General features: G+C 70.4%; 18 protein-coding genes. 11 read left to right on the top strand and 7 right to left on the bottom strand.

Features of this window, described 5'->3' with window-relative positions:
* Positions 1-133 precede the first annotated feature (133 nt).
* On the bottom strand, positions 134-1,927 hold the full coding sequence (gene metG, locus AB0F91_RS01945) for a methionine--tRNA ligase (protein WP_360593911.1): 1,794 nt from the start codon (positions 1,925-1,927) through the stop codon (positions 134-136).
* Between the two features lie 62 nt (positions 1,928-1,989).
* Here metG and AB0F91_RS01940 point away from each other — a divergent pair, with 62 nt between their 5' ends.
* The 5 genes from AB0F91_RS01940 to AB0F91_RS01920 all read left to right on the top strand — a co-directional run bounded on the left by AB0F91_RS01940 (position 1,990) and on the right by AB0F91_RS01920 (position 6,436).
* A complete protein-coding gene (locus AB0F91_RS01940; protein WP_360593910.1) occupies positions 1,990-2,577 on the top strand; it encodes a helix-turn-helix transcriptional regulator in 588 nt (195 codons plus the stop codon).
* Between the two features lie 91 nt (positions 2,578-2,668).
* Positions 2,669-3,679, top strand: a complete 1,011-nt coding sequence (locus AB0F91_RS01935; RefSeq protein WP_360593908.1) for an ATP-binding cassette domain-containing protein — start codon at positions 2,669-2,671, stop codon at positions 3,677-3,679.
* Positions 3,669-4,433, top strand: coding sequence for an ABC transporter permease (locus AB0F91_RS01930; protein WP_360593907.1), 765 nt, complete (start codon positions 3,669-3,671; stop codon positions 4,431-4,433). The genes AB0F91_RS01935 and AB0F91_RS01930 overlap by 11 nt, the downstream gene beginning before the upstream one ends.
* A gap of 96 nt (positions 4,434-4,529) precedes the next feature.
* The gene (locus tag AB0F91_RS01925; protein ID WP_360593906.1) at positions 4,530-5,141 is read left to right on the top strand and encodes a GH25 family lysozyme; all 612 of its coding nucleotides are present in this window, start codon (positions 4,530-4,532) and stop codon (positions 5,139-5,141) included.
* Between the two features lie 44 nt (positions 5,142-5,185).
* Complete coding sequence (locus tag AB0F91_RS01920) at positions 5,186-6,436, top strand: aminodeoxychorismate synthase component I (RefSeq protein WP_360593904.1); 1,251 nt, start codon at positions 5,186-5,188, stop codon at positions 6,434-6,436.
* A 174-nt stretch (positions 6,437-6,610) separates the two neighbouring features.
* On the opposite strand, the gene AB0F91_RS01915 is transcribed toward AB0F91_RS01920, so the two are convergent.
* Complete coding sequence (locus AB0F91_RS01915) at positions 6,611-7,570, bottom strand: zinc-binding dehydrogenase (protein ID WP_360593902.1); 960 nt, start codon at positions 7,568-7,570, stop codon at positions 6,611-6,613.
* Between the two features lie 57 nt (positions 7,571-7,627).
* On the opposite strand from AB0F91_RS01915, the gene AB0F91_RS01910 reads away from it, so the two are divergent.
* Positions 7,628-8,227 carry a QsdR family transcriptional regulator gene (locus tag AB0F91_RS01910; protein ID WP_360593900.1) on the top strand — a complete coding sequence of 200 codons (600 nt, stop codon included), beginning with the start codon at positions 7,628-7,630 and terminating at the stop codon, positions 8,225-8,227.
* Between the two features lie 169 nt (positions 8,228-8,396).
* Here the strand turns inward: AB0F91_RS01910 and AB0F91_RS01905 are convergent, their stop codons facing one another.
* Both AB0F91_RS01905 and rsmI read right to left on the bottom strand, forming a co-directional pair.
* On the bottom strand, positions 8,397-8,909 hold the full coding sequence (locus tag AB0F91_RS01905; protein WP_360593898.1) for a hypothetical protein: 513 nt from the start codon (positions 8,907-8,909) through the stop codon (positions 8,397-8,399).
* Positions 8,910-8,921: 12 nt separating this feature from the next.
* Complete coding sequence (gene rsmI, locus AB0F91_RS01900; protein WP_360593896.1) at positions 8,922-9,749, bottom strand: 16S rRNA (cytidine(1402)-2'-O)-methyltransferase; 828 nt, start codon at positions 9,747-9,749, stop codon at positions 8,922-8,924.
* A 54-nt stretch (positions 9,750-9,803) separates the two neighbouring features.
* Between rsmI and AB0F91_RS01895 the strand changes: the two genes are divergently transcribed.
* Positions 9,804-11,372, top strand: a complete 1,569-nt coding sequence (locus tag AB0F91_RS01895; protein ID WP_360593895.1) for a phospholipid carrier-dependent glycosyltransferase — start codon at positions 9,804-9,806, stop codon at positions 11,370-11,372.
* Here AB0F91_RS01895 and AB0F91_RS01890 read toward each other — a convergent pair.
* A complete protein-coding gene (locus tag AB0F91_RS01890; RefSeq protein WP_360593893.1) occupies positions 11,323-12,114 on the bottom strand; it encodes a helix-turn-helix transcriptional regulator in 792 nt (263 codons plus the stop codon). The two genes, AB0F91_RS01895 and AB0F91_RS01890, sit on opposite strands and share 50 nt — an antisense overlap.
* Before the next feature lie 55 nt (positions 12,115-12,169).
* Between AB0F91_RS01890 and AB0F91_RS01885 the strand changes: the two genes are divergently transcribed.
* Complete coding sequence (locus AB0F91_RS01885) at positions 12,170-12,742, top strand: class I SAM-dependent methyltransferase (protein ID WP_360593890.1); 573 nt, start codon at positions 12,170-12,172, stop codon at positions 12,740-12,742.
* Here the strand turns inward: AB0F91_RS01885 and AB0F91_RS01880 are convergent.
* Together AB0F91_RS01880 and AB0F91_RS01875 are read right to left on the bottom strand one after the other, a co-directional pair.
* Positions 12,736-12,876, bottom strand: coding sequence for a hypothetical protein (locus AB0F91_RS01880; protein WP_360593889.1), 141 nt, complete (start codon positions 12,874-12,876; stop codon positions 12,736-12,738). The two genes, AB0F91_RS01885 and AB0F91_RS01880, sit on opposite strands and share 7 nt — an antisense overlap.
* A gap of 322 nt (positions 12,877-13,198) precedes the next feature.
* Positions 13,199-14,932, bottom strand: coding sequence for a serine/threonine-protein kinase (locus AB0F91_RS01875; protein ID WP_360593887.1), 1,734 nt, complete (start codon positions 14,930-14,932; stop codon positions 13,199-13,201).
* Between the two features lie 206 nt (positions 14,933-15,138).
* On the opposite strand from AB0F91_RS01875, the gene AB0F91_RS01870 reads away from it, so the two are divergent.
* Genes AB0F91_RS01870 through AB0F91_RS01860 form a run of 3 tightly spaced genes read left to right on the top strand, consistent with a single transcriptional unit; the run spans position 15,139 to position 18,681 of the window.
* Positions 15,139-17,013 (top strand): propionyl-CoA synthetase, encoded by a 1,875-nt coding sequence (locus AB0F91_RS01870; protein WP_360593885.1) that lies wholly within the window; start codon positions 15,139-15,141, stop codon positions 17,011-17,013.
* 46 nt (positions 17,014-17,059) lie between these two features.
* Positions 17,060-17,842, top strand: a complete 783-nt coding sequence (locus tag AB0F91_RS01865) for an alpha/beta hydrolase (RefSeq protein WP_360593884.1) — start codon at positions 17,060-17,062, stop codon at positions 17,840-17,842.
* Positions 17,843-17,865: 23 nt separating this feature from the next.
* Positions 17,866-18,681 carry a helix-turn-helix domain-containing protein gene (locus tag AB0F91_RS01860; RefSeq protein WP_360593882.1) on the top strand — a complete coding sequence of 272 codons (816 nt, stop codon included), beginning with the start codon at positions 17,866-17,868 and terminating at the stop codon, positions 18,679-18,681.
* Positions 18,682-18,708 lie beyond the last annotated feature (27 nt).

Genomic DNA, 18,708 nt, shown 5'->3' with positions numbered 1-18,708 from the left:
CCACTCCGGGGGGGCGCCGGGCGGGGCCGAGCCGGGGGGGGCGCTCACACCGCGCACCCCGGGGGGGCTGGCGCCGAACCCCCCCCCCCACGCCACATTGGGTGCGCTCAACGCACCCGATGCCGCATGGGGGTTACTTGACGATCGGGGCCCAGTCGGGGCCGGTCTCGCCGAGGCCCGGATCGAGCTTGGTGAACAGGGGCGTCGGCTTCTGCAGGGGGCGGCCGACCTCGATCGGCTGCGACTCCCACTTGGCCTGCTCACCTGTGTAGTCGCCGGTGAGGATCGGGTTGATCCGGCCCGGGATGTCGAGGTCCTCGACCTCCTGCAGCTCCGGCTGCGCGGCCCACACGCCCGTGCCGCCCAGCGCCTCGTGCACCTTCTGCGCCGAGTGCGGCAGGAACGGCGTGAGCAGTGTGTTCGCGTCGCTGACCACCTGCAGCGCGGTGTGCAGCACGCTGTCGCGGCGAGCGGGGTCGTCCTTGAGCTTCCACGGCTCCTGGTCCGACAGGTACCGGTTGGCGGCCGTGACCACGCGCATGGCCTCCGATGCCGCCGCCTTGAAGCGCGAGCGGGCCAGGTGGGCACCGGCGACGTCGAACGCCTTGCGCGACAGTGTCTTCAGCTCCTCGTCGGCCGCAGTGGGGGCGTCCGGACGCGGAATGGCGCCGACGTTCTTGTGGGCCATCGAGATCGAGCGGTTCACGAGGTTGCCCCACTCGTTGGCCAGCTCGAAGTTGGTGCGGCGGACGAACTCGTCCCACGTGAAGTCGGTGTCCTGCGTCTCCGGGCCCGCCACGGAGATGAAGTAGCGCAGCGCGTCTGGGCCGAACTCGCGCAGGAAGTCGTGCACGTAGATGACCGTGCCGCGCGAGGTGGAGAACTTCGAGCCGCTCATGGTGAGGAACTCGCTGGACACGATCTCGTCGGGCAGGTGCAGCTTGCCGTACTTGCCCGGCTGGCCGCCGTGGTCACCCTCGCCGTTGTGGCCGAGCAGCAGAGCCGGCCAGATCTGGGCGTGGAAGGTGATGTTGTCCTTGCCCATGAAGTAGTAGGAGCGCGCGTCGGCGTTGTTCCACCACTCCTGCCACGCGTCGGGGTTGCCGCTGCGCCGGGCCCACTCGACGCTGGCGGAGAAGTACCCGATCACGGCGTCGAACCACACGTAGAAGCGCTTCATCGACTGGTCGCGCCAGCCGTCGAGCGGGATCTTCACGCCCCAGTCGAGGTCGCGCGTGATCGGCCGCGGCCGCATGTCGTCGATGAGGTTCTTGGTGAAGTTGAGGACGTTCGGGCGCCAGTCGTTCTTCGTCGACAACCAGTCGCCGAGCGTCTTGGTGAACGCCGGCAGGTCGAGGAAGTAGTGCTCGGTCTCGACGAACTTCGGCGTCTCGCCGTTGATGCGCGAGTGCGGGTTGATGAGCTCGGCGGCGTCGAGCTGGTTGCCGCAGTTGTCGCACTGGTCGCCGCGCGCGAACTCGTAGCCGCAGATCGGGCAGGTGCCCTCCACGTAGCGGTCGGGCAGCGTGCGCCCGGTCGACGGGCTGATCGCGCCGCGCGTGGTCTTCGGCACCACGTACCCGTTGCGGTTGAGCGCGAGGAAGATCTGCTGCGTGACCTCGGCGTGGTTGCCGGTGGAGGTGCGGGTGAACAGGTCGTAGGACAGGCCGAGACCGCGCAGGTCCTCGTCGATCTGGCGGGTGTACTTGTCGGCCGTCTGCTGCGGGGTGAGGCCCTCGTTGTCGGCCTGGACGGTGATCGGTGTGCCGTGTTCGTCGGTCCCGGACACCATGAGCACCCGGTTGCCGGCCATTCGCTGGTAGCGGGAGAAGACGTCGGACGGGACGCCGAATCCGGATACGTGGCCGATGTGGCGGGGGCCGTTGGCGTAGGGCCAGGCCACCGCTGTCAACACAGAGGTGCTCATACCTGTTTAGCCTACGGAAACCGTCCAAGGCATTGTTGGGCGGTACGCGAAGGGAGAACGCGGTGTCGGCGACGCGTCTGCTCGTGCTCGGAGTCGTGCGCATGTTCGGCCGGGCGCACGGCTACCAGGTGCGCCGGGAGCTGCTCACGTGGTCGGCCGAGAAGTGGGCGAACGTCCAACCGGGTTCGATCTACCACGCGCTGAAGAAGATGACGGCCGAGAACCTGCTGGAGAAGGTGGACGTCGAGCCGGGCGACTCGGGACCCGACCGCGTCGCCTACCGGCTGACCGACGACGGCGAGCAGGAGTTCCAGCTGCTACTGACCCGCGCGTTGTCCGACCCCGAGGTGGGTCATCCGGAGATGTCGGCGGGCATCGGGCTCATGCCCGCACTGCCCCGGCAGCACGCGATCAGCCTGCTGCGGCAACGGCTCGTGCACCTCGAAGGAGAGGAGCGGCGGGCGCGGCTGATGCTCGACGATCAGGCCGATTGGGGCCAGCCGCCGCACGTCGTGGAGCTGTTCCGGTTGTGGGCCGGCATCTCGGGCGCGAGCCACATCTGGCTGGAGAATCTGATCGAGCGCCTGGAGAAGGGCGAGTACGTGATGGCCGACGACGCCGAACCGTTGTTCCGCAAACCCCCGGAGTAATCAAATTTGCCTAGCGCAGCGGGCTCCGGCACAGTGTGCTCGTCGATTAGTCAATTTTGACTAGTTGATCTCTGGGAGGAGAGGGGTCTTCATGATCACGGCACGCGGTCTCGAGCGGCGGTTCCGCCGCAAGGGCCGGGGCGGGGGCCGGGGTGGGGCCGGCAAGGAAGTCCACGCCGTCAAGGGGGTCGACCTCGACGTGGCGGCCGGCGAGCTGGTGGGGTTCCTGGGCCCGAACGGGGCGGGCAAGACGACGACCCTGCGCATGCTCACCACACTGCTGAAGCCGTCGGCCGGGACGGCGACCGTCGGCGGGCACGACCTGCTCGCCGATCCGCTGGGGGTCCGGCGCAACATCGGGTACGTCGCGCAGGGCGGGGGCGCGTCACCGGAGGTGCGCGTCGCCGAGGAGATCGAGCTGCAGGGCCGGCTGTACGGCATGTCCAAGGCCGACGCGATCGCGCGTGGCGCGGTGCTGAGCGAGCAGCTCGACCTGGCGGGGCTGGACCAGCGGCTCACGAAGACGCTGTCCGGGGGTCAGCGGCGCCGGCTCGACATCGTGCTCGGTCTCGTCCACGACCCCGGGCTCGTGTTCCTCGACGAGCCCTCCACCGGGCTCGACCCGCAGAGTCGCGCGAACCTGTGGGACCACATCCGCCGCCTGCGCGCGGAGCACGGCGTGACGATCTTCCTCACCACGCACTACCTCGACGAGGCCGACGCCCTGGCCGACCGGCTGATCGTGATCGACGACGGCCGGATCGTCGCGGAGGGCACGCCCGATTCACTGAAGTCCCGGGTGTCCGGCGACGGCGTGGTGATCGGCGTCGACCCGTCGGCGGCCGCGGACGCGGCGGATGTCGCCCGGCAGCTCAGGGGCGCGCACGAGTTCGACGTGGCCGGCGGGTTGATCCGCTTCCGCGTGCCGCGCGGCGACACCGCCATGCCGGAGCTGCTGCGCGCACTCGACGCGAAGGGCATCGTGATGGAGTCCATGCAGGTCACGCGCCCGACGCTGGACGACGTGTTCCTCACGCTGACCGGCCGCACCCTGCGTGACGCCGAGCAGCCGAGTTCCCCGGAGGTGTCCGGTGTTGCTTGACACGTGGCTGATCTTCCGCCGCGACATGACCGCGGCGCGGCGCAATCCCGCGTGGCTGCTCATCGGGATCATGCAGCCGCTGCTGTACCTGTTCTTCTTCGGGCCGCTGCTGGTGAAGACGCTCAACGCGCAGGGGATGTCCGACGTCGACGGCTGGATGGTGCTCACGCCCGCGCTCATCGCGCAGCTGGCGCTGTTCGGCAGCTCGTTCGTGGGGTTCTCGCTGCTGGCCGACTACCGCTCCGGCGTGGTCGAGCGGCTGCGCGTCACGCCGGTGAGCCGCGCCGCGCTGCTACTCGGGAAGGTGCTGGCCAACGCGTTGCAGGCAGTGGTGCAGTCGGTGCTGATCATCGTGCTGGCGTACCTGGTGTTCGACCTCGACGCGCCGGTCGGCGGGGTGCTGCTGAGCCTGCTGATCGTGTTCCTGCTGGCGCTCACGCTGGCTTCCTGCTCGTACGCGTTGGCGCTCACGCTGAAGAGCGAGGAGTCGTTCCCCGCGCTGCTCAACGCGGTGCTCATGCCGCTGCTCCTGCTGTCCGGGATCCTCATTCCGATCACGGCCGGACTGGCGCCGCAGTGGCTGTACACGATTTCGCAGATCAACCCGTTCCGGCACGTGGTGGACGTGGAGCGCAACAGCTTCCGCGGCGACTTCTCCATGGACGCGCTGTTCACCGGCAGCGTGGTGGTGCTCGTGATGGCCGTGCTCGCGATCTGGTGGGGCACGCGCACGTTCCAGCGGGAAAACGCCTGATCAAAGGCCGGGACACGCCGCGTCTTGGCCGCGCTGTGCCTGGGTTGGGGACGTAGGGTGGCCTCTCACCCGTCGTGGGGCTGGCAGGGGCGCAGAGTGATCGAACCGGAGAGCGAGCGTGGGCTCACCCTCACCCATCGTGAGCAGGTGCTCGACTGGGCGGCGGTGCGTGCCGCCGACATCCGCTTCGCGTCGGTGACCATCAGCGAGAACGTGAACTGGAGTGACCCCGGCGCCGAGCGCATGCTCGCGTCGGCCCAGCACGCGAGGATCCACACGGGAGCGCGGCACTATGCGCGGCCGGGCGCCGCGCACGACCAGGCCGAGCACTTCGTGCGGACGGCCAGCAAGCTGGGGGCGTTCGCGCCCGGGTCGCTCGCGCCTGCGCTGGAGGTCGATGCGCAGAGCGTGGACGACCGGTTCGTGAAGGCGTGGATCAAGCACGTGCGCCACGCCGCGCGGATCCGGCGCGTGCTCGTGTACGCCGGGCACGACTGCTGGGCGCACCGCCTGCACCCCGACCGCTGGGCCGATCCCGACGTGGTGCTGTGGCTCGTGCGGCACAACGGCATTCCCGGTCGGCCCGGCTGGTTCCACGCGCGGCTGGGGTTGCACCAGCACGCGTTCTCGGGCCTGCCGGGCGTGGCGGGGCCGGTGGCACAGGATGCCGTGGTCTATCCCTTCACAATGTCGGACGTGCTGCTCTGATCACGTCTTGTTTTTGACGCTTTTCGGTGGGGCAGAATGTCCGGATGCGGTTCTCCCGGCAGCGGTTGACGACGGATGTGCCGCCTTCGCGGGCGGTTGCTCTGTTGTCGGCTCACGCCGCTGCCGTGGGGTTGCCGCAGCCGGCGGCCTTGTGCGGGTCATGGTTCGGGTCGTCGGCTGTGGTGGCGCCGTTCGTCGGGGTTTCGCCAGGGCCGTTTCCTGATTCGTCGCCGGTTGTCGCGCCGCCGGGGTGCGTCGGGGGCGGGTGGTTCGGGTACCTGTCGTACGACTCGGCGGACCCGTCGGGGCGTTCCACGGGGTTGCCCGCTTCGGCTTGGGGGTGGGCGGATCACGTGCTGCGGTGGGATCTTGCCGGAACGTGCTGGTTCGAGTCGCTGGCGGATGATCCCGGTCCGTCGTTGACCACTGTGGAGCGCGTGCTGCGTTCTTCTGGTTCTTTGTCGTGGACTGCTTCAGCTCTTGAGCGGCCTTCTGCTGCTTCGCACGAGCAGGCGGTGAAGTCGTGCGTCGCCTCGATCGAGGCGGGGGAACTGTTCCAGGCGAACGTCTGCACGCGGTTCACGGGGACGTTTTCGGGGTCTCCCGCCGCATTGTTCTCGGAGGGAGTTTCTCGCCTGTCCCCTCGACGCGCTGCGTTTGTTTCCGGCGCTTGGGGCTCGGTGGTCTCGCTGTCGCCGGAGCTGTTCCTCTCGCGGCACGGCCGGCGAGTGCGCTCGATGCCGATCAAGGGGACGTTGCCGCGGCGCGGTCCCGTTGACGACGGCAACGCCGTGCTGCTGCGGCAGTCGGTGAAGGACGTCGCCGAGAACGTGATGATCACCGACCTGGTGCGCAACGACCTCGGCCGGGTGTGTGCGGTCGGGAGCGTGGTGGTGCCTTCGCTGCTCACCGTGGAGCCTGCGCCGGGGGTTTGGCATCTGGCGTCCACTGTGGACGGCGTGCTGGCCGGCGGTGTCTCGGATTCCGCGTTGCTCGACGCGACTTTCCCGCCGGGTTCGGTGACCGGCGCCCCGAAGATCCGCGCCCTGGCTGAGATCGCGTCGCTGGAACCGGCCGCGCGCGGCGTTTACACGGGCGCCGTCGGGATGGCTTCCCCGGTGGCCGGGCTGGAGCTGAACGTCGCCATCCGCACCTTCGAGATCTCTGGTTCCCGGATTTCCCTGGGCGTCGGCGGTGGCATCACGGCGGACTCGGACAGCGCGGCGGAGTGGCAGGAGTGCCTCCACAAGGCTGCGCCTCTGGAAGCACTCCTGGCCACGCCACCTGCGGTTTAGTTGCTTGCGGGGGGCGCCTGTCGGGCTGGCGGCGGCCGCCGCCGGAGCCGCTTCGACTTCACAGCCGCCGACAGGACTCTTCCTCACCCCTCGCTCGTCCGACCGGACCGCGCCGCGGCGCACGTTGACGGCCGCGGCTCCGCCGCCCCGGTCGGTCAACCGGGCGCCGTGCCGCTACTTGCGGGGGTCGAGCAGCAGCTTGCCGACCGTGCCGCGGGAGCGGAGGGCTTCGTGGGCCGCGCGGGCGTCGGCGAGGGCGTACTCGCCGCCGGCGATGGCGCGGAGCTTGCCGTCCTGGATGAGGGTGAAGAGTTCGGTCAGGGCGGTGCCGAAGACATTGCCGGGCAGGCGGAAGACGTGCGGCAGCCACATGCCGGTGACCGTGGTGCTGTGGCCGAGCAGGTTGCGCAGCTCCACGGGCTTGGGCTGCTGGCGGCCGGCCATGCCGTAGAACGCGAGGCGGCCGAACGGGGCCAGCGCCGCGATGCTCTGGTCGGTGGTCGTGCCGCCGACCATGTCGAGGACGACGTCGACGCGCTTGCCGTTGTTGGCCTGCGTGAGCGTCTCGGTCATGTTCTCGGCTTTCGAGTCGACCGCGACGTCGGCGCCGAGCTGCAAGGCCAGCTCGCGCTTCTCGTCGCTGCTGGCCGTCGCGATGACGCGGCCCGCGCCCCACACCTTCGCCAGCTGCACGGCGATCGACCCGACCCCGCCGGCCGCCGCGTGGACGACCACGGACTCACCGGGATCGAGGTGCGCGTTCTTGCGCAGCAGGATCCACGCGGTCGCACCCTGGACCAGCATGGACAACGCGTTGAGATCATCGACGCCCTCGGGCACCTCGAACGCCATCGCCTCCTCGGCCACGGCCTTCTCCGCGTACCCACCCCCACCGTTGAGCAGCGCGACGACCCGCCTCCCGTCCTGCGTCCGCCCGACCACCTCGCCGCCGGGGACGAGCGGCAACTTACTCGGCGCCAGATACGAGTTCTCCGCCTGATGTGTATCCGCGTAGTTCACCCCGACGCGATCCACGTCGATCAGCACCTGCCCGCTGCCGGGCGTGGGCTCCGGCAGCTCGACGAGGTTGAGCACCTCGGGCCCACCGAACTCGGTCACCTGCACAGCACGCATGGCTTCTTCTTTCGTCTTTTTCGTCGTCGGGTGGTGAGACATTCTGCCAGATGTCTCATGAGTGCGACACTCCGTGCTAACGTCTCACCCATCGACACCCCACTCACCTCCCTGCAACCCCGCCCGGACGCCGCCTCCGCCTTCACCTTGGCGTGCTCGTGGTTCGCCGCGGGCCGCCGCGTGGACATGCGCGAGCTCGCCGCCGAGCTGGGCGTCTCCCGCGCCACCCTCCACCGCTGGCTCGGCAGGCGCGACCACCTCCTGGCGGAGGTCCTGTGGGCCGAGACGTCTCGGGTGTTCGACAACGTCACCTTCACCGGCCGTGGCGCTCTTGGCATCGCAGACGCCATCGGGTCTTTTGTCTCGACGGTCAACTCGTCCGCGGCTTTCCGCACCTTTCTGCAGCGAGAACCAGAACGCGCGCTGCGGCTGCTGACCACGAAGGCGAGCGTGGTCCAGTCGCGCACCATCGCTCAGCTGACGGACTTGCTTTCTGCGGAGATCTCCGCCGGCCGCCTGACCACCCCGTTACCGACCCCGGACCTCGCCTACATCCTCGTCCGCCTGGCCGAATCCTTCATCTACACAGACTTGATCACCGGCGACGAACCCGACGCGGCGAAGGCCCACGCTGCCACACAATCCCTACTTACCTGATACACACCGCGGGTAGATCTAGCTGCGTACGTCCTCGTCTCCGTTCCGACCGATCGGTCAATTCCGACAGATCGACCAGCGTCGCGAACGACTCGCTGCAGGTGAGAATCCCTTCCTCAGCCGGCATTTTCAGCCTCGGTTCAGTTCCAGCTCCACGCCTGCGCCTTCCTCACCCGAGCCGCCCTTTCCGCCGCCACCGAACGAAGGCGGACGGCCGTCGCCCGGGCTCGGCTTCGACGCGGGGCGGGAGGGAAAGCTCGTACTGCAGCAACTCCGTGAACGACGGCCACCCATAGGACGGCACATCTTCGCCTTTGACATAACGAACGACTTCCGCGCCGGCCCCATGCGGACCGCCCATGACGTAGAACTCGCGCTCCTGATACAGGCCGACCACGACGAGGCCATCGGCATGCGCGATCCGGCCGCGAAGCGACGGGAACTCGTCGAGGGCTTCGGTCTTGAGACCGAGGATCTGCGGATAAAACAGTTCGGTGTCCACAAACAACAACCCGCCGACTCGGCGCCCCATGAGCGACAGGAACCTCCGCCACTCCCGCGGCAGCTCCGCGACGTCCTGATCGCGCCTGACCTCTTCGAGCTCGGCATCCGACAGGCCGCTGACGCCGGCCTTCCCATACCGATCACGCAAGTCGCGTGCCACCGCGTCGACGTCGGTCACCGGACCGGTCGATCACTTCCGGGAAGCGACCACAGCATCATAAAGGTCCTTTTTAGACACCCCAGCCCCCTCCGCCACCTCGGAAGCCACCGCCTTCAACCTCTCCCCAGCAGCGACCCGGGCGGACACCTCCGCAACCAAGTCCGAAACCGACACGGCAGCAGCCACAGCCCCCTCGAGCACCACCGTGATCTCCCCCCGCACCCCATCCGCAGCCCACGAGGCCAGCTCACCCAGAGTGCCCCGTTTGACCTCTTCGTACGTCTTCGTCAGCTCACGACAAACAGCAGCCCGCCGGGAAGAACCCAAAGCCGCGGCAGCGTCCGCCAGCAGAGACCCCACCCGGTGCGGCGACTCGAAGAACACCACGGTCCGCGGCTCCGCCGCCAGCGAGGCGAACCACCGCGAACGCTCCCCCGGCTTGCGCGGCGCGAAACCCTCGAAGCAGAACCGGTCGCACGGCAAACCGGACAAAGCCAGCGCCGTAGTCACCGCGGACGGGCCCGGCAAACAGGTCACCGGCAGGTCTTCCGCGACGCAGGCCGCAACCAGGCGAAAGCCCGGATCCGACACCGAGGGCATGCCGGCGTCCGTCACCAGCAGCACCGTCTCGCCGGAGCGCAGCGCCTCCAGCAACCCGGGCAGGCGCGAAGTCTCCACGTCCTCGTAGAAGGACACCACGCGCCCGGAAGGGGTGACGCCCAACGAAGAAGCCAGTGAGCGCAGGCGGCGGGTGTCCTCGGCGGCGATGACGTCCGCCGAGGCCAGGGCGGAGACCAGGCGCGCCGAAGCGTCGCCCGGGTCGCCCAGGGGGGTGGCGGCGAGCACGAGACGTCCCATGCCCGCCAGCCTAACGACACGACCATCACACCCGGGGTCGTAGTATCAGGCCCCGTGACCGCGCTGCTGACCCGTCCCGACGACGAGAGCGTGCGGCCGGACCCGGTCGACTCGCTGCGTCCACCGACCGACCGCGAGGCCACCCTGCTGGGCCGCGGCATGCCGACCGACCGCCTGCGCGGCTGGCTCGTCACGCTGATCCTCACGGTGATCGGCGGCGTCGTGCGCCTGCAGAACCTCGGGGTGCCCACCGACCACGGCACGCCGGTGTTCGACGAGAAGCACTACGTGCCCCAGGCGGCGCAAATGCTGCGCAACGGCGGGTACGAGGACAACGCCGGCTACGAGCTCATCGTGCACCCGCCGCTCGCGAAGGACTTCATCGCGATCGGCGAGTGGCTGTTCGGCTACAACGGCTGGGGCTGGCGCATCATGCCGGCGCTCGCGGGCACGCTGATCATCCTGCTCACCATCCGCGTCGCGCGGCGGCTCACGCGCTCGACGCTGCTCGGCGGCATCGCGGGCGTGCTCGTGATCAGCGACGGCGTGCTGCACCTGCAGTCGCGCATGGGGATGCTGGACATCTTCATCGCGTTGTTCGTGCTGGCGGCGTTCGCGTGTGTGCTGTGCGACCGCGACCAGGTGCGACAGCGGCTGGCCGTCGCGGTGCGCGAGGGGTGGGTCAACGAATCCGTCTGGGGGCCGAAGCTCGGCTTCCGCTGGTGGCGCTTCGCGGCGGGCCTGATGATCGGGCTGACGTTCGGCGTGAAGTGGTCGGCGCTGTACTACATCGCGGCGTTCGGCCTGCTCACGGTGTTCTTCGACGTCGCGGCGCGGCGCGCGGCGGGTGTCGAGCGGCCGTGGGTGGGGACGATCCGCCGGGACGTCGCGCCGGCGTTGTGGGCGATCGTCGCGATCCCGCTGCTGATGTACTTGGCGGCGTTCTGGGCATGGTTCGCCAGCGAGACGGCCACCGACCGCCACTACACCGAGATCAAGGACATCGACCCCGGCCTGTTCGCCTGGGTGCCGCCCGCGCTGCGCTCGCTCGGCGACTACACGCTGAACGTCCTGCACTTCCACGAAACGCTGCTGACCCCCAAGGACAACCCGCACCCGTGGGAGTCGAAGCCGTGGACGTGGCCGATGGGCCTGCGCCCGATGCTCTACTACTACGACGGCGCCGTCACCGGCTGCGGCGAGTCGCGCTGCGTCGGCGCGACGATGCTGATCGGCACGCCCGCGATGTGGTGGCTCGCGCTGCCGATGCTCGGCTGGGGCCTGTGGCGCTGGATCTTCCGCGCCGACTGGCGCTACGCCGCCGTGCTCACGGCCTACTTCGCCGGACTGCTGCCGTGGTTCACGAACATCGACCGGCAGATGTACTTCTTCTACGCCACGCCGATGGCGCCGTTCCTGGTGCTCGGCCTCGTGCTGGCGCTGGGCCAGATCCTCGGCGGAGCCCGGCGCGGGTTCGAGCGCAGGGGTACCGGCCTGCTCGTCGTGGCGCTCTACACAGGACTCGTGGTGGCGAACTTCGCGTGGCTGTGGCCGATCCTCAACGGCGTGCCCATCACGACCGCGCAGTGGAACGCGGAGATGTGGCTGCCCTCTTGGCGGTAGCGGTTGCGGCGGTGAAGTAGGCCCCCGGCGGCACGCCGACGGCCCGCCGGAACGCGGCGACGAACGCGCTCGCCGTCGCGTACCCCACGCGGTGCGCGACCGTCGTCATCGGCAGCCCTTCGGCGAGCAACGGCAGCGACGCGCGCAGTCGCGCCTGTGTGCGCCAGGTCCCGAACGTCATGCGGCAGTCGCGCACGAACGCGCGCGCCAGCGTCCGCTCGCTCGCCCCGACGGCGCGACCCAGCTCGGCCAGCCCGCGGCGGTCGGCGGGATCGGCGAGCACCATCGCCTCGACGTCCCGCGCCCGCGGATCCTCCGGCGACGGCACCACGATCGGCGCGACGTCCACCGGCTCCAGCACGTCGAACACCACGGCCTCGGCGCGTTCACGGGCCTCCTGCCCGGGATGACCCGTGAGGTACTCCAGGAGCTCCCGCAGCAGCGGTCCCACCGCGACGATCCGCGGCTGCGCCCACGTGACGGGGCAACGCTGCGGGTCGGCATAGACGCCGCGCAGCTCGGCTTTGGCCACGGCGCCCGTCCGGTGCGGCACGCCGGCGGGCACCCACAGCGCCCGCGTCGGCGGCAGCACCCAGTAGGCCTCGCCGATGCCGACCGCGACCACGCCCTCGGCCGCCCAGACGAGCTGGTGCACCGGGTGCTGGTGCCACGGGTACCACGCCCCTGCAGGCAACCGCAGCTCACCGAGAAGCATCGCCCCGGCATGACCGTCCCACGACATGACTTGGCAGCCTATCGCCTATCGGTCACGCCTGGTGGTTTCTACCGTTTGAGGCATGCCCATGAACCTGATCCACCGCCGGTTGTGTTCGTCCGACAAGTGGGCGTCGATGGTCGCCCAGATGCTCCCGCCGTGGCTCGCGCAGTTCGACCTGGGCGACGACGTCCTCGAAATCGGCCCCGGCTTCGGCGCCACCACGCGCGTCCTCCTCGACGCGGTGCCTCGGCTGACCTTGTTGGAGATAGACCCGGCTTCGGCCGGGTTGTTGCGCTCCGCGTTCGGCTCGCGGGCCACGGTCGTCGAAGGCAGCGGCGCGGACATGCCCTTCGACGCGGGGCGCTTCTCGGCCGTCGTGTGCTTCACGATGCTGCACCACGTGCCCACTGCTGACCTGCAGGATTCGATCTTCGCGGAGGCGTTCCGCGTGCTGCGCCCCGGCGGCGTGTACTGCGGGACGGACAGCCAGCTGAGCTTCCGCTTCCGCCTGCTGCACCTCGGCGACACGATGAACGTGGTCGACGCCTCGACGTTGCCGTCGCGGCTGTCGGCGGCGGGGTTCGGGGAGGTGGAGGTGAAGCACCGGCCGAAGGAGCGGCTGGAGTTCTCGGCGGTGAAGCCGGGTCAGTAGCTGATTCGACGCCGCCACCACGGCCATTCCGCCGGCGCGGTCGGGTCGGGCAGGGTCTTGCGGCGGATCTCCTCGTTGGACGTCTCGACGACAGCCTGCAGAGCCTTGCGGCTTCGCGGTGGCAGTGCGCGCACAGCTTCCGCGAGTGTCCAGCGGGTGTCAGGTTCGCAGCAGGGGCAGCCGAGTGTCAGGGAAGCGCCTGTGCGGTGGGCCACGCGAGCGTATTCGCGCAGATCACGGGCTGCTGTGGCGACGCGGCCAGGCCCCCGGAAGGTCGCCTCGACGCGGTGGATATCGGCCAGCACCCAGTGCTGGCAACCCGGCGATGACCGAGAACGGGCGGCCCTGGCGCGGCCTCACCGGAAGCGCCGCCCGGACGGCGGCGGGCGGTCTACGCGCCACGGCCCTTTCGAAGAGTCGTCATGCTCCGATCATCGCGCACGCCACCACCGGATTTCAGCGGTGCAGCCGCCGCGGGACGATCTGGGTGACCGGGCCGTCCGGAGACTTCCCGGCGCGCGACAGCCAGCCCTCGACCTCTCGGCGCACCGCGTTCAACGTCGGTCGACGACGGGGCTCCGGGTCCAGCGAAGCCCCCAGGATCCGCGCATGCGCCGACCGCACCGGCAGCCGCGACACGGGCTCGGCGCGCGCGGCGGCCATCAAAGCCGCCATGGGCGTCTCCCGGGTCCCGCGCGGAGGCTGGCCGGTCAACGCGTAGCTGATGGTCGCCGCGAGCTGCCACGCGTCGGAGGCCGGGCTGGCCTGGGCGCCCATTGCCTGTTCCGGGGCGACGAAGTCGGGCGTGCCGATCATCATGCCGGTGGCCGTCATCTTGGAGTCGCCCTGGCTGCGGGCGATGCCGAAGTCGATGAGGTGCGCCAGGCCGGCCGGGTCGAGGACGATGTTGGACGGCTTGATGTCGCGGTGTAGCACGCCCTTCTCGTGCGCCGCGACGAGGGCGCCCGCCATCGTGGACCAGAGGCGGCCGGCGGCGACGTCGTCGAGGGGGCCCTGGCCGTCGACGACCTCGGCGAGCGGGCGGCCCTCCAGGTACTCCATGACCAGCGCCAGGCCGTCCGGCTCCTCGACCAGGTCGTACACCTTCACGCAGTTCGGGTGGTTCACCGCGGCCAGCGCCCGGGCCTCGCGCTGCATGCGCTCCTCGGTGTCGCGGTCGGGCGCGTGCGCGATCTTCAGCGCGACGGTGCGGTTGAGCTGCGTGTCGACGGCCTCCCAGACCGTGCCGAACCCACCGTGGCCGAGCCGCCGGACGCGTCGATAACGACTCCCGCCCGCGCCGCGCGAACCGGGCGGCGGCGGGACCGGACCGGGGGCGGCGGCCAGCAACCCGGGCTCGGGGGCGGACGCCAGCGCCGTGGCCGGGTAAGGCTTGTTCGCCGGAGGCGGCGGGGGCGGCGGCAGCTGCGGACGCGGCGCGGCCTGCGAAACCGGCGGACGTTCCGGCTCGCGGCGAGGTTCCGGCTCCCGGCGCGGCTCCGGCCGGTTGATCACCGACCACGGCGGCGGCCCGACCAGGCCGACGGGGATCAGGCCCAGCACGCTGAACGGCAAGAACCCGAGCCAGAAGTGCACAGCCACGTTGGCCGTCATTCCGACGCTCGCGACCGCCATCACCACGAACGGGATCCAGAAGAATCGCGACGGCCACTTCGGCCCGCGCCGGAACGCCGTGCGCGCCTGCAGCATCACGAACAGCAGCGAGCCCGCCGGCAGCACCGTGAACGCGAGCAGGTAGATCCCGAACGACAGCTTCAGGCCCTGGTTGTAGAACAGCGACTCGAAGACGTTGCTGCCCCCGCCCAGGTACGTCTTCTGCACCCCGGCGAAGCAGTAGTCGGTGCTCAGCGAAGCGGCTTCGGCGTGCGACAGCCCGCTGTTCCTGCCCTCGTTGACTGCGCGGAACGTCTCGGAGATGCCGTTGGACAGCAGCCACGGCAGCACCAGCACGGTGACGACGCCGATCAACCCGAACACGGTGAGTGTCGTCGCGTCGTAGCGGTTGCCCGTGCCCTTGCGGACGATGGCCACCACCAGCGCCCCCAGCGCGGGGAACAGCGCGACGAGCGCACCGGCTGTGGTCGTCGCCCAGACCCAGTCACCCGGGCAGAACCCCGGGCCGAACAGGGTGTGGGCGAACGAGAGCAGCGCGCTCGCGAATCCGCTCACCGCCTGGTTCCCCTCACTCTCCGTGGTCACGTGGTACCGCCACGCGGCCGAACTCCGTGGTCCAGCTTAGGACGCACACCGCCTTCGCGGGGTTGCCGGGTCGGCGGGTCGTGACCGTCGCGAAACCTGCGCGACACCCTTGCCAGGGCCATCATGAGTGACGGGTCCGGTCGACCGGATCGAGTGACGCTGTCGAGGGAGACACCGTGGGCGCTTATTCCGAGACCTACCGGCGCAGCCTGGACGATCCCGAGGGGTTCTGGCTGGACGCGGCGAGGGCGATCGACTGGACGAAGCCACCGACGAAGGCCCTGGACGCCTCACGCGAACCCTTCTACCGCTGGTTCCCCGACGGGGAGCTGAACACGGCGTACAACGCGCTCGACCGCCACGCCGACGGCGGCCGCGGCGGGCAGCCCGCGTTGATCTGGGACTCGCCGGTCACGGGGCAGAAGCGGCGCTACACCTACGCCGAGCTGCGCGACGAGGTGGCGGTGTTCGCGGGCGCGCTCAAGGCGCTCGGCGTGACGCAGGGCGACCGCGTGATCCTGTACCTGCCGATGATCCCCGAGGCCGTCGTCGCGATGCTCGCGTGCGCGCGGATCGGGGCGGTGCACTCGGTGGTGTTCGGCGGCTTCGCGCCGAAGGAGCTCGCCGCGCGCATCGAGGACGCGAAGCCCAAGCTCGTGCTCGCCGCGTCGTGCGGGATCGAGCCGACGCGCGTGGTCGAGTACAAGCCGATCATCGACGCGGCGCTGGAGCTGACCGAGCACCGGCCCGACCACGTCGTGGTGTTCCAGCGCGAGCAGGCACCCGCGGAGCTGTCGGGCACGGACCTCGACTGGGTGGACCTCGTCGAGACCGCGCAGCCGGCCGCCCCGGTGCCGGTGAAGGCCACGGACCCGCTCTACATCCTCTACACGTCCGGCACCACCGGGAAGCCGAAGGGGGTGGTGCGCGACGCGGGCGGCCACGCCGTCGCCCTGGCCTGGTCGATGGGCGCGCTCTACGACATCCACGCAGGCGACACGTGGTGGACGGCGTCCGACGTCGGGTGGGTCGTCGGGCACTCCTACATCGTCTACGCGCCGCTGCTGATCGGCGCGACGACCGTCCTCTACGAGGGCAAACCCGTCGGCACGCCCGACGCCGGCGCGTTCTGGCGTGTGATCGCCGAGCACGGCGTGGGGGCGCTGTTCACCGCGCCGACGGCGCTGCGCGCGGTGAAAAAGACCGACCCGGGCGCGGCGGAGCTCAAGAAGTACGACCTGGCCAAGTTCCGCACGCTGTTCATGGCCGGTGAGCGCCTCGACCCCGAGACCTACCACTGGGCGAGCGACATCCTCGGCACGCCGGTGATCGACCACTGGTGGCAGACGGAAACGGGCTGGCCGATCGCCGCCAACCCGCGCGGCCTCGAGCCGATGCCCGTGAAGCCCGGATCGGCGACGAAGCCCGTGCCGGGCTGGGATGTGCGCGTGCTCGATCAGGGCGGCGACGAGCTGCCGGCGGGCCGCGAGGGTGCGATCGTGATCAAGCTGCCGCTGCCGCCCGGCTCGCTGCCCACGCTGTGGGGCGACGACGAGCGCTACCGCGAGGCCTACCTGTCGCGTTTCCCCGGCTACTACCTCACGGGCGACTCCGGTTACCTCGACGAAGATGGCTACCTGTTCGTGATGGGCCGCACCGACGACGTGATCAACGTGGCCGGCCACCGTCTGTCGACGGGGTCGATGGAGGCCGCGCTCGCGTCGCACCCGGCCGTGGCGGAGTGCGCGGTGATCGGTGTCGCCGACGAGCTCAAGGGCCAGGTGCCACGCGGGTTCGTGGTGTTGAAGGCGGGCGTGGACGTCGACGAGGGCCGGTTGCGCGACGAGCTCGTGGCCGTGGTGCGCCGCGACGTCGGGCCGGTGGCGGCGTTCCGTGACGTGGCCGTGGTCGAGGCGCTGCCGAAGACGCGTTCGGGGAAGATCCTGCGCAAGACCATGCGGGGGATCGCCAACGGGCGCGAGGAGCCGGTGCCGTCGACGATCGAGGACCCGGCGGTGCTCGACGCGCTGCGGGCCGTGCTGCGGCGCTGACATTTCTCCAAGACCCGCGACGGTGCGTGGGCGCATCGTCGCCGGTATGAACGACTTCCTGCACGTGGTCCACGACGGCCCGGCCGACGCGCCGCCGGTGCTGCTCATCCACGGCTCGGGAGCCACGAGCGGCTCCTGGAGCGAGATGATGCCGGCCTTGGCCGAGTGCCACCGCGTCATCCGCGTCGACCTGCCCGGCTGCGGGCGGTCGACGCCGCCGCCGTCGTTCGCCGTGCCGCGACAGGCGAGCCGGGTGGCGGCGGTGCTCGACGAGCTGGGCCTCGCCCACGTCGTCGTGGCCGGCCATTCGAGCGGCGGCTACGTCGCCGTTTCGCTGGCGGAACAGCGGCCGGACCTGGTGGGCTCGCTCGCGTTGGTCAGCACCGGCCCGCGCCTCGACGCGCTCCTGCCGCAGCCGTTGATCCTGCGGCTGCTGCTGGCTCCGCCGTTCGGCCCGCTGCTGTGGCGGAGGCGATCGGACGCGGTGATCCGCCGCGGAATCGGGGCGACGATGGCCCGTCGGGTGGCCATCCCGGACGACCTGGTCACCGAGCTTCGCGGGACCAGCTATCGGGCGTTCCGGCAGGTACTGCACCACAACGGTGCGTACCTCGCCGAGCGTGGCATGCCCGAGCGGCTGGCGGCGCTCGACGTGCCGGCGCTGGTCGTCTTCGGCGGGGCGGACCCGCGGTGGGACCCGTCGTCGGCGCACGACTACGACACCGTGGCGCGCGTCGAGTACCTGCCGGGCGTCGGGCACGTGCCGCTCGTCGAGGAGCCCGCGAAGACCGGCGAGCTGCTGCTGGCCTTCGCGGCAACCCGCCTGTGACCCGCGACGCCTAGCGTGGTCACGTGCAGGCCTTCGACTGGACGGGCGTGGACATCGCGGTCCCGCCGCGACGGCTGCCGGGCATCCGCATGGCCGGGTTCCGGCAGGCGGTACCCGCGCCTGTCGACATCACGATGGTGGCGCACCCGGCCGTCACGGTGCTGGTGGATCTGAGCGACGGCCTCGGCTACGAGGCATCCGGACGACGTGGGCGCGGCAGCGTCGTCGTCGGGCTGTGCCCGGGCGAACTGAGGGCCGCGGGCCGGATCGGCGAGTGCTTGCAGATCCGGCTGGCACCGGCCGTGGCCACGGCGGTGCTCGGGGACACACTGAGCGGGGCGGTCTCGCTCGAGGACGTCGTGGGCCGCGACGCCGCGCGCTGGGAGGATCGGCTGCGCACGGCGGCGTCGTGGGACGACCGGTTCGCACTCGCGGCCGAGCTGCTGAGGCGGCGGCTGGGGTCCCGCCGCGTCGATCCGGAGGTGGCCCAGAGCTGGCGGCAGACGTTGGCGGCCCGGGGACTCGCGCGCGTCGAGGGGCTGGCGGACGAGGTCGGCTGGAGCCGTAAACGGCTGTGGTCGCGGTTCCGGGCACAGCTCGGGATCACGCCGAAACGCGCTGCGCGCCTGGTGCGGTTCGACCACGCGGCTCATCTGCTGGCGTCGGGGCGGGCGCCTGCTGACGTCGCCGTGGAGAGCGGGTTCGCGGACCAGTCGCACCTGCACCACGAGGTGAGGGCGTTTTCGGGACTGACGCCCGCGGCCGTGGCGGTGGCGCCGTGGCTGGCGATCGACGACGTCGCGTGGCCGGCCGCACCGAACCGTTCGCGATGGGCGTGACGGGGCAGCCAGTCGGGTGCGGGCGAT

This window comes from Amycolatopsis sp. NPDC023774, assembly GCF_040639695.1.
GTDB lineage: Bacteria > Actinomycetota > Actinomycetes > Mycobacteriales > Pseudonocardiaceae > Amycolatopsis.
This window is presented reverse-complemented; position numbering and strand designations above follow the sequence as displayed.

Excerpts from the sequence above, each read along its gene's own strand:
- metG (WP_360593911.1), bottom strand. The coding sequence starts at position 1,927 with ATGAGCACCTCTGTGTTGACAGCGGTGGCCTGGCCCTACGCCAACGGC.
- AB0F91_RS01935 (WP_360593908.1), top strand. The coding sequence starts at position 2,669 with ATGATCACGGCACGCGGTCTCGAGCGGCGGTTCCGCCGCAAGGGCCGG.
- AB0F91_RS01920 (WP_360593904.1), top strand. The coding sequence starts at position 5,186 with ATGCGGTTCTCCCGGCAGCGGTTGACGACGGATGTGCCGCCTTCGCGG.
- AB0F91_RS01915 (WP_360593902.1), bottom strand. The coding sequence starts at position 7,570 with ATGCGTGCTGTGCAGGTGACCGAGTTCGGTGGGCCCGAGGTGCTCAAC.
- AB0F91_RS01910 (WP_360593900.1), top strand. The coding sequence starts at position 7,628 with ATGAGTGCGACACTCCGTGCTAACGTCTCACCCATCGACACCCCACTC.
- rsmI (WP_360593896.1), bottom strand. The coding sequence starts at position 9,749 with ATGGGACGTCTCGTGCTCGCCGCCACCCCCCTGGGCGACCCGGGCGAC.
- AB0F91_RS01890 (WP_360593893.1), bottom strand. The coding sequence starts at position 12,114 with ATGTCGTGGGACGGTCATGCCGGGGCGATGCTTCTCGGTGAGCTGCGG.
- AB0F91_RS01885 (WP_360593890.1), top strand. The coding sequence starts at position 12,170 with ATGCCCATGAACCTGATCCACCGCCGGTTGTGTTCGTCCGACAAGTGG.
- AB0F91_RS01865 (WP_360593884.1), top strand. The coding sequence starts at position 17,060 with ATGAACGACTTCCTGCACGTGGTCCACGACGGCCCGGCCGACGCGCCG.